This window comes from Bacillus sp. SIMBA_031 (genome assembly GCF_046535225.1).
GTDB lineage: Bacteria > Bacillota > Bacilli > Bacillales > Bacillaceae > Bacillus > Bacillus velezensis.
Map to the genome: position 1 here is coordinate 169242 of NZ_JAWRXC010000002.1, position 12662 is coordinate 181903.

The 12662-nt window shown below is 45.8% G+C and carries 15 protein-coding genes and 2 pseudogenes; 3 read left to right on the forward strand and 14 right to left on the reverse strand.

Annotated elements, in window-relative coordinates:
• Positions 1 to 104 precede the first annotated feature (104 nt).
• The 3 genes from SB724_RS07640 to gpr all read right to left on the reverse strand — a co-directional run bounded on the left by SB724_RS07640 (position 105) and on the right by gpr (position 2827).
• Complete coding sequence (locus tag SB724_RS07640; protein WP_007408270.1) at positions 105 to 443, reverse strand: YqxA family protein; 339 nt, start codon at positions 441 to 443, stop codon at positions 105 to 107.
• A gap of 16 nt (positions 444 to 459) precedes the next feature.
• Positions 460 to 1653: a stage II sporulation protein P gene (gene spoIIP / locus SB724_RS07645; protein WP_265971259.1), complete on the reverse strand. Its 1194-nt coding sequence runs from the start codon at positions 1651 to 1653 to the stop codon at positions 460 to 462.
• Positions 1654 to 1720: 67 nt separating this feature from the next.
• Positions 1721 to 2827 (reverse strand): GPR endopeptidase, encoded by a 1107-nt coding sequence (gene gpr / locus SB724_RS07650; protein WP_007408268.1) that lies wholly within the window; start codon positions 2825 to 2827, stop codon positions 1721 to 1723.
• A gap of 202 nt (positions 2828 to 3029) precedes the next feature.
• Between gpr and rpsT the strand changes: the two genes are divergently transcribed.
• Positions 3030 to 3296, forward strand: coding sequence for a 30S ribosomal protein S20 (gene rpsT / locus SB724_RS07655; RefSeq protein WP_003152876.1), 267 nt, complete (start codon positions 3030 to 3032; stop codon positions 3294 to 3296).
• A 16-nt stretch (positions 3297 to 3312) separates the two neighbouring features.
• Here rpsT and holA read toward each other — a convergent pair.
• Both holA and SB724_RS07665 read right to left on the reverse strand, forming a co-directional pair.
• Positions 3313 to 4354 (reverse strand): annotated as a pseudogene (gene holA / locus SB724_RS07660) (DNA polymerase III subunit delta).
• A gap of 39 nt (positions 4355 to 4393) precedes the next feature.
• Positions 4394 to 4545, reverse strand: a pseudogene (locus SB724_RS07665) (hypothetical protein).
• A gap of 40 nt (positions 4546 to 4585) precedes the next feature.
• Here SB724_RS07665 and SB724_RS07670 point away from each other — a divergent pair.
• Positions 4586 to 4720, forward strand: coding sequence for a YqzM family protein (locus tag SB724_RS07670; protein ID WP_003152870.1), 135 nt, complete (start codon positions 4586 to 4588; stop codon positions 4718 to 4720).
• An 18-nt stretch (positions 4721 to 4738) separates the two neighbouring features.
• Here the strand turns inward: SB724_RS07670 and SB724_RS07675 are convergent, their stop codons facing one another.
• The 3 genes from SB724_RS07675 to SB724_RS07685 form a co-directional block, all read right to left on the reverse strand.
• The gene (locus tag SB724_RS07675) at positions 4739 to 7090 is read right to left on the reverse strand and encodes a DNA internalization-related competence protein ComEC/Rec2 (RefSeq protein WP_410570675.1); all 2352 of its coding nucleotides are present in this window, start codon (positions 7088 to 7090) and stop codon (positions 4739 to 4741) included.
• Positions 7091 to 7660 carry a ComE operon protein 2 gene (locus SB724_RS07680; RefSeq protein ID WP_003152868.1) on the reverse strand — a complete coding sequence of 190 codons (570 nt, stop codon included), beginning with the start codon at positions 7658 to 7660 and terminating at the stop codon, positions 7091 to 7093. It abuts the gene before it with no gap.
• A 66-nt stretch (positions 7661 to 7726) separates the two neighbouring features.
• On the reverse strand, positions 7727 to 8341 hold the full coding sequence (locus tag SB724_RS07685) for a helix-hairpin-helix domain-containing protein (protein WP_410570677.1): 615 nt from the start codon (positions 8339 to 8341) through the stop codon (positions 7727 to 7729).
• Positions 8342 to 8399: 58 nt separating this feature from the next.
• Here SB724_RS07685 and comER point away from each other — a divergent pair, with 58 nt between their 5' ends.
• On the forward strand, positions 8400 to 9221 hold the full coding sequence (gene comER, locus SB724_RS07690; RefSeq protein ID WP_012118027.1) for a late competence protein ComER: 822 nt from the start codon (positions 8400 to 8402) through the stop codon (positions 9219 to 9221).
• Between the two features lie 68 nt (positions 9222 to 9289).
• Here comER and SB724_RS07695 read toward each other — a convergent pair whose 3' ends face one another.
• From SB724_RS07695 to aroE, 6 genes are read right to left on the reverse strand one after another with little or no spacing between them, the layout of a single operon-like run.
• Positions 9290 to 10027, reverse strand: coding sequence for a class I SAM-dependent DNA methyltransferase (locus tag SB724_RS07695; protein ID WP_265971256.1), 738 nt, complete (start codon positions 10025 to 10027; stop codon positions 9290 to 9292).
• Entirely contained in the window at positions 10024 to 10380 is a 357-nt protein-coding gene (rsfS, locus tag SB724_RS07700) for a ribosome silencing factor (protein ID WP_007408260.1), read from the reverse strand. Before rsfS ends, SB724_RS07695 begins: the two co-directional genes overlap by 4 nt.
• Before the next feature lie 23 nt (positions 10381 to 10403).
• The gene (gene yqeK, locus SB724_RS07705; protein ID WP_061860724.1) at positions 10404 to 10958 is read right to left on the reverse strand and encodes a bis(5'-nucleosyl)-tetraphosphatase (symmetrical) YqeK; all 555 of its coding nucleotides are present in this window, start codon (positions 10956 to 10958) and stop codon (positions 10404 to 10406) included.
• A complete protein-coding gene (locus SB724_RS07710; RefSeq protein ID WP_007408258.1) occupies positions 10948 to 11517 on the reverse strand; it encodes a nicotinate-nucleotide adenylyltransferase in 570 nt (189 codons plus the stop codon). Before SB724_RS07710 ends, yqeK begins: the two co-directional genes overlap by 11 nt.
• 10 nt (positions 11518 to 11527) lie before the next feature.
• A complete protein-coding gene (gene yhbY, locus SB724_RS07715; RefSeq protein WP_003152858.1) occupies positions 11528 to 11818 on the reverse strand; it encodes a ribosome assembly RNA-binding protein YhbY in 291 nt (96 codons plus the stop codon).
• Positions 11812 to 12654, reverse strand: a complete 843-nt coding sequence (aroE, locus tag SB724_RS07720) for a shikimate dehydrogenase (RefSeq protein ID WP_003152856.1) — start codon at positions 12652 to 12654, stop codon at positions 11812 to 11814. Before aroE ends, yhbY begins: the two co-directional genes overlap by 7 nt.
• Positions 12655 to 12662: the final 8 nt, after the last annotated feature.

The window sequence follows — 12662 nt, forward strand, 5'->3', positions numbered from 1 at the left end:
AATACACTAGCTTAGATTATATCAATAGGATTGTAAACATTCAATTAAAACAAGAAAGAGAAAAGCTTCCTTTAAGGAATCATCCGCTTTTCTCTTCATCAATGCTAACGGTTCAGTTTCGAAACCCACTCATACATCGCCTGCGCCGAGTCTGTCACGGTATTTGAAAGGGTTTCCCCGGCTTTTGAAAACAAGTTGAAGGTTTCCGCCTGTTCCAGCTGTTTTTGTTTTTCTTCCAGATCTTTCGCAGTAACGGTTTGCCCCAAAATGGAAGCTTCTTTTTCCTGTCCTTCTCCGCCGCCGAGCGTGAATGCTCCTTTTAAGGAGGGATCTTTGTATCCTTTCATATCAAGCATTCCGCTGTTTGCCTGCTGCATGCCGAACAATACGCCGAAAAACATGACAATGGCGATCAGCAGGCATTTGCCGGTAAAACGGATCATTCGAATCACCTGATTTCTATTGTTTTTTCTTCTCTCCTGATTGCGAGCTGACCTTTTCTGCATCCCAGTACAGTTCGCTGAACACATCGGCCGCGGCATCTGATGCGCGCCTCAGTTCTTCAAGATTGTTATCCACGCCCCCGAATTCCAGCAGAAGCGACCGGTCGTTTAAATCTTGGTTGTACACTCCATTATCTCCCGGAGAGCCTTTTGATAAAACACCGACGCTTAAGCCGGGGTATTTTTTCTCCATCAGCTTATGAAGTTCACTTGCGAGTTTATAGTTTTCTTCAAAATTAGCGCTTTTTTTGCCGACGACGATGGCGACTCTGGCATAGCTTTTTCCTTTGATGTCGGCTGTCGTATTTTTCTTGCGGCGGGAATCCCGGTGAATGTCTATGGTATATTGCAGGTTTTTATTTTTGGTGAGCGCGCTTTTTACGACCGGCCTTGATTCGTCGTAGCTTCGTGCATAATTTAAGCCGTCTTTGTTCAGGCGGGCCTGAATGTCGGTTTTATCTACGGTCGCTCCTACACCTTGCGCTTCAAGCGCTTTTCCGAACATATCTCCGACAAGCGTGACATTGGCCTTCGAATGGCGGGCGTTATCCGGATTTGTTTCCCCCTTTAACAGAGGAAGATAGGATTCGGTATTATGAGTGTGGTAAATAAAAACGACTTTTTTGCTGCCTGTTGAATGTTTCGGCGGCGCCGTTTCTTCTTTTTTCGTTTTGTTTTCGATTTCTGCCAGGTTCACTTCTTTTTCTTTTTCCATCACCTTTGACGGCGGCGGAGATTCAGCCGGCATATTCGTATAATCCGTCCCCTGCCCCGCCAGAAGGATCTCCGTATCATATTGGGCAAATCCCGGCAGCTCACGTCCCAAGAAACTCCGCGGGTCTTCCATATTAATGCTTGTCGCCAGTTTTAAGGAAAGCCGGGACAGCTGAAAAGAGTCTTTTTCAGGAAGCTCTGAGGCGAAATAATGATTTTCCATGCCGAGGAGGTGTGCAAACGCGTCACCCGGAAGTTCTCCGGCAATTCCGTGAAGAGAATCCGAAGAAAGCCTCAGTTCAGGGCGAAGCGATGTGAGCACACCCGATAATACGAAAATAACGATAAGGCTTGTCATAAACAAAAACATGCCCTTGAGCGCATTTCCACCGTTTACTGCAACGACAATTTGACGGTTTCTGCGTTTTTTTCTCATGATTTGAATCCCTCCAGCGCTTGTCTAGTAATTACTCTATGAACAAGCTAGAGGAGGTAGAACCATTTTAATGATTATAAGAACCTTTGTTATCTTGTGACACTTTTTCATGAAGGGCGGTGTTTAACCCGTTTGCAAGCACGTTCGCCATATCATCAATAAAGGTGTCAATCTCCTTCGGCGTGACCATCAGATTATGGCCGAGCGGAGAAAGCACTTCGTGAATCAGCTGGCGTTTTTCGTTTTCGTCCAGCGTGCCGACAATACCGAGAAAGGATTGGCGTTCTTTTTCTCCGGGAAGGTCTTCGTCTGTCAGCACCTTCTTTTTGCCGAAGTTCATTCCGGCGGGCACCAGAGATCTTGACGGGCTGTCATCTTTCATCTCTCTGCCGAAATGTTTTAATATATAATCCACCGTATCGCTTGCGATCGTAACCGCATCAACAACAGTCGGTACCCCGATTGCGATGACGGGAATGCCGAGCGTTTCCTTGCTTAATTCTTTTCTCTTATTGCCGACGCCTGATCCCGGGTGAATGCCCGTATCAGAAAATTGGATGGTCGTGTTCACCCTTTCAACGGCTCTTGCCGCAAGAGCGTCTACCGCGATCACAAAATCCGGCTTTGATTCTTTGATGACACCTTGAATAATATCGCTCGTTTCAATTCCCGTTAATCCCATCACACCGGGAGCAAGCGCGCTGACCGGCCTGTACCCTTCCTGCACATTTTCAGGCTGAAGCCTGAACAGATGCCTTGTCACAAGAAGGTTTTCGGTCACGAGAGGGCCGAGCGCATCCGGCGTCACATTCCAGTTGCCGAGACCGACGATCAAACAGCTTGCATCCTTTGGAATCTTTAATGCCGATAGATAGGCGGAAAATTCCTCGGCAAACACTTCCGTTACTTTTTCCTGCATGTCAGAGTCGTGTTCCCGAACCCCTTGAGCCTCGATCGTGACATAGCGTCCCTGCTTTTTCCCCGATAGCTCGGCGCCTTCTTTGGTAATATCGACGGTTCTGACTTTAATGCCGCCCTTGTCGCGTTCTTTTTCAATAAACCCGTTTATTTCTTTTTTCTGACCGGCTTGTCCGTCTTTTACTGCCTGTTTCGTTTCTACCGCTAAATCCGTCCGTATCAGAAATTGATTGACATCCAGTTCGTTGTTTTTCACAGGGAAGACCTCCTTCAATCATCGTGGTACATAGTGTGGCCATTTACAAAACGAATCATGCGAATTTACCCATCAACGAAAAATACTTTACATTTATATTGCAATCTAAAGTTCTGTTTGATAGAATACAATTTGTTCTATTGTGAAGAAGATTTAACCTTAAGACACTGTGCTACAGGTTGTATCTTAGGAGGTGAAACACATGCCAAACATTAAATCAGCGATTAAACGTACAAAAACAAACAACGAACGCCGCGCTCATAACGCGACAATCAAATCTGCTATGCGTACTGCAATCAAACAAGTTGAAGCTTCTGTTGCTAACAACGAAGCGGATAAAGCGAAAACTGCTCTTTCTGAAGCAGCGAAACGCATTGATAAAGCAGTGAAAACAGGTCTTGTACACAAAAATGCCGCAGCTCGATACAAATCTAGACTTGCGAAACAAGTGAACGGACTTTCTGCATAATACAAAAACGATCCCTTTAACGGGGATCGTTTTTTTCATTCAGTCCGGAGAAGCTCAAGGAGAAAGAGCTCCAGCAAAAGCTGCTTGTCCTTTTTCCCCGTTTTCATTTCATAATCCATCACTGCGAGTCTTTCTATAATACGCCGCAGCTCTTCTTCAGAAAAAAGCCTCGCCTGATCCATCGCCAGCTTTACCCGGAAGGGGTGGACCTTTAAGTTGGAAGCGATTTGCTTTTGGCCGTATCCTTGTCCTGCAAAATACTTTGTCTGCATAATCAGACGGAATTGGTTGGCGATCAGCGCCATAATTTTGATCGGTTCTTCGTTTTGTTTTAAAAGATCATAAAATATTTGAAGACTTTCCGTCCGTTTTCGGTTCACGATTTTGTTGATCAGCTCAAAAATATTCTGCTCCAAACTTCTTGCGACGAGCTCCCGGACATCTTCAAGCGTGATCTCATGTCTGTCACCGGTGTAGGCGGAGAGTTTTTGTATTTCCTGATATATGGAAGACAGATGGCCGTTTGCAAGCAGAACCAAATGCTCGGCAGCTTCTGTATCGATCGTTTTATTTTCGGATTTCGCCAGATTAATCGTAAAATCAGTCGTCTCCTTTGCATTCAGCTCCTTAGCTTCAATCATAAGGGCTTTTTGCTTCAGCGCTTTCGTCAGCTTTTTCCGTTCGTCCAGCTTCTCATACGGAGCCACAATCACAAAGACCGTGTAAGGTGCAGGCTCCTTCAGATAAGTCTCCAGAGCGGCTGTATTATGCTCTATTTTTTCTTTCTTTTTTTCCCCTGTTAAAAAAGACGGGTTTTTTACGATGACCAGCCGCTTCTCTCCCATAAACGGAAACGTTTCCGCATCGGTTACGGCCTGGTCAAGCGGATCTTCTTCAAGATCAAAAACAGACAGGTTAAAATCCTTTGTCTCCTCATCAACGACAGCTTGTCTGATCCGGCTGACAGTCTCTTGGAGCAGATACGTTTCTTTTCCGTATAAGCAATAAACGGAGCGGACATCCCCTTTTTTCAGGGCTTTCCAAACATCAAATACCATGATCGTATGACTTCCTCTCTTTCTTGATCCCCTTCTATCCTAAATTGAGTTCGGCAAATAGTAAAGAGGAAGCTTTAAGGACAGCTTCCTCATTTATAATAAACGCCTGATTCACAAGCTCCCGGGTCTGCTTGTAAAAAGGCGATAATCACAAGAACAGAAAACGTTACCATCACTTCTAGATTTTTCAAAACAATTCCAGTATACTTAGGGAAGTCAGGAGGGATGAAATTGAATGATTTTGAAAAAAACGTTCAAAGCAAACGAAATGATGCTGTTGACTCAGCTGTCGGTTTTGTCGTGTCCTTCGGATTTTTCGCCTTTTTGTTCGTGATGGCAACAGCCATCCATCTTATCGGCTCTTAGCCGCATTCCGGGCTGCTGTCAATCGGCAGTCTTTTTTACTTCTTGCGCCCTGGTTTCTTCTATATCATATGGAGGAAAGACGGAAAACGTTCCGGCGCCTTTTTTAAATCTGTATTGAATCGTTCCGCTGACATCGGTGCGAAGCACATTGACAGAGTACGCCTTCAAACGATCCAGCACTTCTTCATGCGGATGATGGTATCGATTCTCTTTTCCTGCTGAAATCAGCGCTGCTTCCGGCTGAAGCTGCTTCAAAAAGGCTTCACTCGTTGAGCTTTTGCTGCCGTGATGACCCGCCTTCAATATATCAGCCTTCAGATTCGGATACGTTTTCAGCACTTCCGTTTCGCCGTCCGATTCTAAATCTCCCGTCAAAAGCCAGCTCACTCCGCTTAAAACCGTCCAAAGCACCAATGACGAATCATTTTTACTCCTTCCGTCAGACGACTCCGGAGACAGCACCTGAAACTGAAGATCACCGGCTGTAATGGTGTCGCCCCGCTTTGCTTCGGCAACGGGAATGTTGTTTTCTTTCGCCATATTTAATATGTTCTGATCTTTCGGTTCTTTTACGAATCCCACGGGGACAATTAACCGTTTGACTCTATGATTTTTGATTAACACTCCGGCTTCCCCGATGTGATCTTGATCCGCATGGGTTAAAATCAGCGCATCCAGCTTTTTCACCCCTTTTCCGTTTAAAAACGGAATCAAAACCTTCTCGCCGATAGAATACGGGTGGCGTTTTTCTTTCCATGATTCTCCGGGATAAGAAATCACTCCCCCTGTATCAACCATTACGGTCCCTTTGCGGTGCGGCGCGCTTATAAACAGTGAGTCTCCCTGCCCGATATCAAGCATATCCGCTTCTCCCCATGGACTGAAATACGGACGGCATATTAAATAAGCCAAAACCGTGCAGAAAAAAAGAGCCGATTTCCTGAGTTTTAAAAAACCTCCCTTTTCCAAAGCCGCAAAAAGCGTAAAAACGGAAACCGCAAGCAGAAGAAGGGAAACAAAGTCAGGCTTTGACACAATCATAGTAAATAAATCAACGGATGCCGCATATGTAATGAAATCATGTACAGGCTTCATCACAAGGTCGAACATATCAAACAAACATTCTCCCATCTGCCTTGAAAGTAAAAGAAGAAGGAAACCGATGACAGAAACCGGAATGACAAATAACGTATAAAATGGCACCATCACCATATTCATCGGAAAACTGACAAGTGAAATCTGCTGAAAATGATAGAGAAGAAACGGAAGTGAGCTGAGCTCCGCAATGAATGAAGCCATCGCAAGCCCGGCAAGTCTGCTTTTCCCCGCTTTCTTTAAAATGGAGGATGACAGAATTAAAGAGGCGCTTACCGCAAAGGAAAGCTGGAAGCCCGCCTGCCAAAGGAAGTAAGGATTAAACAGCAGGAGCATCAGATAAGACAGGGACAATGCAGCAGAGGAATGAATGCCGCGTTTAACAAGAGTTCCGGCGATATAAAATCCCAGCATGAGGGATGCGCGCAATACGGATGGAGCGGCACCGCTCAGCAGCGTATACACCGGCAAAAACAACAGCAGCAAAATTCCCGCTTTTTCTCTTGTCAGCCCGATTCTGATCAGAGCATAAAATAATCCCGCCGTAATAAGACCGACATGCATTCCGGAAATCGCCATTAAATGAACGACTCCTAAATTTTGATATGCACTCAGTATATCGTCCTCTATAGAAAATTTTTCACCTAAGGTCAGCGCTTCAACAATTCCGGCGGAAGATTCAGGCACGTGATTCCGAATGATCGAAATCAAATTTTTTCTGATGTTCAGCAGTTTAAACAGCGGCTGTTTGGATTTTTCACACTGCTGAATGGAAGTCACGGAAAATAACCAGTGAATCTGCTGAGAGTAAAGATATTCCTTATAATCAAAACCTCCAGGGACCGTCGCATGTGCAGGCTGTTCCAGAGAGCCTGTAAACGTGCAGCGCATCCCCGGTTCAAGCTGTTCAATGAGTCTCTTTTCCTCAAGAGACCGGATTTTGTACGAAGCCGCCCATTTTTCCTTGTCATGTGTACGGATAACGGCTGACATTTTCGCTCCGTCAACCTTCGGAATATTAGTGATGACGGCCTGTTCAGTATAACTGCCGGCCTGATACCGCGTTACATTCGCAGCGTCACAAACCGTATAAAGAAAGAAATAAAGACAAAAAGAAACGAGGCAGACGATAACCGGAGCATGCTGCTTTGTTTTTACGATAATAAAGAGAAGATACAGAAGAAAAAGGAGCAGAACCCAGAAGATATGAGCGGCGGCAATTCCCGCAGTTGCAGAAACCGCCGCCAGAGGCAGAAGAAGGTATTTATATTTCATTTATACGTAACTGGTAAACAGCTCATTGGCCTGTTCATGAATTTTTTTCAGTTCATCTGCCTTAACCCCCGCATCAGATAATTGCTGAATCAGACCTGCTACAAAAGACAATTTTTCGCGGTTTTTCAGATCGATGATCATTTCATCAAGTTCGACCTGCTCCACCTTGACTCCAGCTTGGCTGAACAGCTCTTTTGCATAAGGCTGTGTTTTGTAATCTTCGGCATAATAAACCGTTTTGATGCCTGCCTGGATAATTGATTTGCAGCATTGAATACAAGGATAATGCGTCACATAAATTTCGGCGCCCTCCGTCGGAACACCGAACTTAGAACATTGCAGAATCGCATTCATCTCTGCATGTATGGTCCGCTGGCAATGATTATCTATTAAAAGGCATCCTTCATCAGCGCAATGGACGCCGCCGGCGATTGAGCCGTTGTATCCGCCGGCAATCATCCGCTTATCTCTGACTACGGTTGCCCCGACTGACAGTCTCGGGCATGTGCTTCTCAGCGCCAGCAAATGGCTTTGCGCCATAAAATATTGATTCCATGAGATTCGTTCCACAAGTGTTCCCTCCAAAAAGTCTTGTTGCTTTTCTAAGTTTACATAGATTTAAGCAGAACCGTCAATTCACTTTACTGTAATGGAAGTTTTTATCCGCTCAAATGACTTTTCTCCAAAGCCTGATACATTCATCAAATCTTCAGCAGTCTGAAACCGTCCTTTTTCTTCTCGGTAGGCGATAATCGCTTCCGCTTTTTTCTGCCCCACCCCGGAAATCGCCTGAAGTTCGTCCAGAGATGCCGTATTGATATTGACAGCTGCATTCTCCTTTTCACCCACTGCTGTTTTCGGGCGATTCTCCTCTTCGCCTTCACTCGGAATATAAACAATCGTCCCGTCCTGCAGCTGCTCTGCTAAATTAACGTTCAATTCATCCGCCTTTTTCTTCAGGCCGCCGGCTTTTTCAATGGCTTGAGTCACTCTGTCTCCCGCTTTCATTTCATACACGCCGGGATTTCGGACCGCGCCTTTCACATCAATCATAATCTTGTCGTCTGCGGTGTCTTTTTTGTCCGCGACGGATGCTGAGGCTGTTTGGCCGAGCACGGACTGCTGTTTGACCGGCTCTTCCTTTTCAGAACGAAACAGCCAAATGCAGATAAAAACCGCCCCTGCTACAAGACAAGCGCCCAGAATTTTCAGGTTCCGCCGCAGCCGCTCCGTCATCATCGCTTTCGTCATATTGCATTGCCTCCCCGCATAAGGTTTAGAGGATTAAGGGAAAAAGGAGGGGAATTCATTGAAAATAGGCTTTATCGGCACCGGAAACATGGGAACGATCCTGATTGAATCGTTTATCGAATCAAACGCTGCCGATCCCTCACATATCACCATCACAAACAGAACAATCGAAAAAGCATTAAAACTAAAAGAACGTTTCAGCGGCATCCATGTCACCGAGGATCAGGAAAAGCTCGTACAGGAAAATGAAATAATATTCATTTGTGTAAAACCGCTGGATATATATCCTTTGCTGAAGAAACTCACACCGCATTTACGGAAAGATCACATTTTAATCTCCATTACCAGTCCCGTTCAGACGGATCAGATTGAACATACGGTTCCGTGTCAGACGGCCCGCGTCATTCCGAGCATTACGAACCGCGCCTTGGCCGGCGTCTCGCTTGTTACGTTCGGCAAAAGCTGCAGCGAGTCTGCAAAAGCGGATATTCAAACGCTGTTCACTCATATCTCAAAACCTGTAGAAATCAGCAGCGGCATTACAAGAGCGGCGTCAGACATTGTCAGCTGCGGGCCCGCTTTTATGAGTTATCTCGTTCAGCGCTTTATTGACGCGGCAGTGGAAGAAACGGACATCACCAAAGAAGAAGCAGTGATTATGTCGACGGAAATGCTTGTCGGTCTCGGAAAGCTTCTGGAAACAGGGCATTACACGCTTCCCGCCTTGCAGGAAAAAGTATGCGTAAAAGGCGGCGTCACCGGGGAAGGACTGAAGGCTCTCGAAAGCGGTGTTCAGGATATGTTCAACCGTGTCTTTCAGCGTACACATGACAAATACGATGAAGATATATCGTTAGTGAAGAAGCAATTTCACGTGTAACTGAGTATGCCATAAAGTGCTTTATCTCGCCAATCGCAAAAAACGCATTTTAAAAACCATCGTTCCGTTTAAACGATGGTTTTTGGTTTGCCTGCCGTGAAGAAAAGACGTTCAGACTCTGTTGAAGGAGGCCGGTCTGTAAAATCAGCCGTCACCTTCTTCAGTTCAAATCCGGTCTCTGCAAGCATTTGTTCATATTCTTCAATGTAAAATGTTTTTTGCTCATGCGTCTCGTCATAACGGTCATAAGATTGTCCGTTCCATACGAAAAAGGACATATCATGGATGACAGAAAGCTCTTCATCGCCGGCAAAGCTTTGCCAGATATAGCTGATCTCCTCATCCTGATCCGCATGGGTGCTGTCCGGAAAAAGCTCCGTCATTTTATATGGGGAATGGACGTCAAACAGAAGCAGGCCGTCCTCCTTCAAAACTCGAAAAACACTTTTGAAGGTGCTTAAGACATCATTTTTCGTTTTTAAGTAATTTAGGGAATCACAGCAGATGACTACAGCATCAAACTGTTCTTCAAAACCGGAAAGCTCTCTCATATCCTGCTGGAGAAAAAGAATCGGCTTTCCCGTTTTTTTCTGCTGGGCACAGCTCAGCATATCTTCACTCAAATCAATCCCCGTGACTTCGCAGCCTTTTTCAGCAAGCCTGATGGATATCTCTCCTGTTCCGCAGGCAAGATCAAGCACCCTTCCCTTTTCCGGAAGAGACGCTTCGATCCAGCCCGCCCATTCATCATACGGCGCATGTGACATTAACTCGTCATATACGCCGGCGAAGCCTTGGTAAATCATGAGTTCAAGCCGAGCTCAAGCTCTGCGAGCGGCGCGTCGCCCCATAGCTTTTCAAGATTGTAGTAGCTTCTTTCATCTTTATGGAAAACGTGGACAATAACATCGCCGAGATCAACTAAAATCCAGCGGGCCTCATCAAACCCTTCCATCTTTTTGACATCAATGCCGTTTTCTTCTGCCTGATCTTTAATTTCACGCGCAATTGCCTGAACCTGCTTATCAGAATTCCCGTGGCAGATTAAAAAGTAATCCGCTATAAGTGAGATTCCTTCCATGTCCAGCGCTAAAATATCTTCTGCACGTTTATCGTCGCATGCTTTTGCCGCGATTTTTAATACGGAAGCTTGATTCATTCTTCAAATTCCTCCTGTCAATTTTAAGACACCAGCCAATTATAGGTTGCAAACGTCTCCGGAAAGACCGGCTGGTTTTTTTTCATCAGAAATATCATTGTATTTTTCATTGCTTGTATGAGCGCTTCGTTCAGATCCGTTTCCGCCAGACGGCGCACCTCTTCCACTCCGGGAAAATGGCGGCCGGGTTCAATGTAATCCGCAACGTAAATGACTTTGTCTAAAAGCGTCATTCCGGGACGCCCTGACGTGTGATAGCGGATTGCATCCAAGATCTCAGGATCAGTGATCCCCGCTTCTTTCTCAGCCAAATACGCTCCCACAGGGGCATGCCACAGCTCGGCATTGTAATCCAAGAGCTCAGCCGGCATTTTTTCCCGCACGATGATCTGCTTCATTTCTTCTTTCGGCCGGAATTTCGCATAATCATGAAAAATGGCCGCCATTTCCGCTTTTTTCGGGTCTGCTCCGAACCGGCCTGCGAGAATAACCGCCGTATCTGTCACGCCGATTGTGTGGATGTAGCGATGCTCGGTCAGCTGTTCTTTGACGCAGGCAAGTGCTTCCTCACGATTCATATAAATCATTCTCCTCTATATACTGCCTCACTTTATCCGGCATTAAGTATTGCGTCGGCTTTTTTGCTTTGAGACGTTCTCTCAGCATCGTTGACGAAACGTCAAATTCCGGAACGTCGGCAAAAAGCAGCGGGTACGGGGTCTCAATATGATACCCCGGACGCCGCACTCCGATAAATTGAATGAGCGTGAGCAATTCGTCCAGTTTGTACCATTTCGGCAGATATTCAATCATATCCGCCCCGATAATAAAGAAAAGCTTGTCGTTCGGGTGCCGCTCCTTCAGTAAACGGACAGTATCATAGGTATAAGAAGGGCCTTTCCGGTCCATTTCCGCAAGCTCAAGCTTAAAGCCGGAATTCGAGCTGATGGCAAGCTTCAGCATCTCCACCCGGTGCCGGCTGTCTGTAAAGTCTTCATTCTGCTTATGCGGAGGGATTTTATTGGGCATAAACCAAATCTCATCGAGCTCCGCCTGATGAAGGACTTCATTAGCCATCAGAAGATGTCCGTTGTGCGGAGGGTCAAATGTGCCCCCGAATATTCCGATTTTCTTCATGTTAACCACCTTACGGAAGCTCGATTTGTTTATTTTCCTTTGATTCCTTATACAATACGATCGTATTTCCGATCGTCTGCACCAATTGTGAGCGGCTGCCTTTCACAAGGGCTTCTGCGACATCATTTTTATCGTCTTCGCAGTTTTGAAGCACGCTGACTTTAATCAGCTCTCTTGCTTCTAAAGCCTCGGCAATCTGTTTCACCATGTTTTCGTTGACTCCGCCTTTTCCCACTTGAAAAATAGGCGTTAAGTGATGCGCTTTTGAACGCAAAAACCGTTTTTGTTTTCCTGTTAACATTGTGTTCCTCCTAGTTTTCCTTCAACAATCGCTCTCATTAAGCCGCTGTCAGGCTCCTGTTCCGTCCACAGCTTGAAAGACAGTGCGGCCTGTTCCACAAACATGCCGACACCGTCAAGGGTTGTTAAACCTCTTTTTTCAGCTTCTTTTAAGAACGCCGTTTGAATCGGGTTGTATACGATATCACAAACGATGGCGCCCGTTTTGGCCCGTTCCAATGAGAGCGGCACGGCATCCGTTTTCGGATACATGCCGACAGATGTTGTATGAATAATGACGTCATATTGTTCAAGCTGATTTTCAGCTTCTTTTAAAGTAAGGGCGCGTTTCTGCTGAAAAGAGGGAGCAGCCGCAATCAGACTTTCTGCTTTTTCCGGCGTGCGGTTGCAAACGTCAAATTGTTTCGGCTCTCTGCGGACGATCGTCGTAAAAATCGCTCTTGCCGCTCCTCCCGCCCCAATCATAAGGATGGAGAGCTCTGATATCGGTTTGTCCAATACTTTGACTAAGGATTTATAAAACCCATCTCCGTCAGTATTATACCCGATGAGCCTGTCTCCCTCTCTTTTGACGGTATTTACGGCCCCGAGTACTTTCGCGCTTTCATGTATTTCATCCAGATGCTCCATGATCGCGACTTTATGCGGGACTGTGACGTTCACTCCGCAGATGCCAAGCGCCTTGATTCCGTTAACGGCGTCCTTGAGATGATGAGGTTCCACCTGAAACGCAAAATACTGCCCGTTGATGTTCTTATCTTGCAAAGCCGCGTTATGAATATCGGGTGACATTGAATGCCCGATCGGATTTCCGATTACTCCGTACAATTGTTTCATGCTCCCTC

What these genes read in the sequence shown, in the direction of transcription:
- SB724_RS07640 (WP_007408270.1), bottom strand. Translation starts at nt 443, where the DNA reads ATGATCCGTTTTACCGGCAAATGCCTGCTGATCGCCATTGTCATGTTT.
- spoIIP (WP_265971259.1), bottom strand. Translation starts at nt 1,653, where the DNA reads ATGAGAAAAAAACGCAGAAACCGTCAAATTGTCGTTGCAGTAAACGGT.
- rpsT (WP_003152876.1), top strand. Translation starts at nt 3,030, where the DNA reads ATGCCAAACATTAAATCAGCGATTAAACGTACAAAAACAAACAACGAA.
- SB724_RS07675 (WP_410570675.1), bottom strand. Translation starts at nt 7,090, where the DNA reads ATGAAATATAAATACCTTCTTCTGCCTCTGGCGGCGGTTTCTGCAACT.
- SB724_RS07685 (WP_410570677.1), bottom strand. Translation starts at nt 8,341, where the DNA reads ATGACGAAAGCGATGATGACGGAGCGGCTGCGGCGGAACCTGAAAATT.
- SB724_RS07695 (WP_265971256.1), bottom strand. Translation starts at nt 10,027, where the DNA reads ATGATTTACCAAGGCTTCGCCGGCGTATATGACGAGTTAATGTCACAT.
- rsfS (WP_007408260.1), bottom strand. Translation starts at nt 10,380, where the DNA reads ATGAATCAAGCTTCCGTATTAAAAATCGCGGCAAAAGCATGCGACGAT.
- yqeK (WP_061860724.1), bottom strand. Translation starts at nt 10,958, where the DNA reads ATGAATCGTGAGGAAGCACTTGCCTGCGTCAAAGAACAGCTGACCGAG.
- SB724_RS07710 (WP_007408258.1), bottom strand. Translation starts at nt 11,517, where the DNA reads ATGAAGAAAATCGGAATATTCGGGGGCACATTTGACCCTCCGCACAAC.
- yhbY (WP_003152858.1), bottom strand. Translation starts at nt 11,818, where the DNA reads ATGTTAACAGGAAAACAAAAACGGTTTTTGCGTTCAAAAGCGCATCAC.
- aroE (WP_003152856.1), bottom strand. Translation starts at nt 12,654, where the DNA reads ATGAAACAATTGTACGGAGTAATCGGAAATCCGATCGGGCATTCAATG.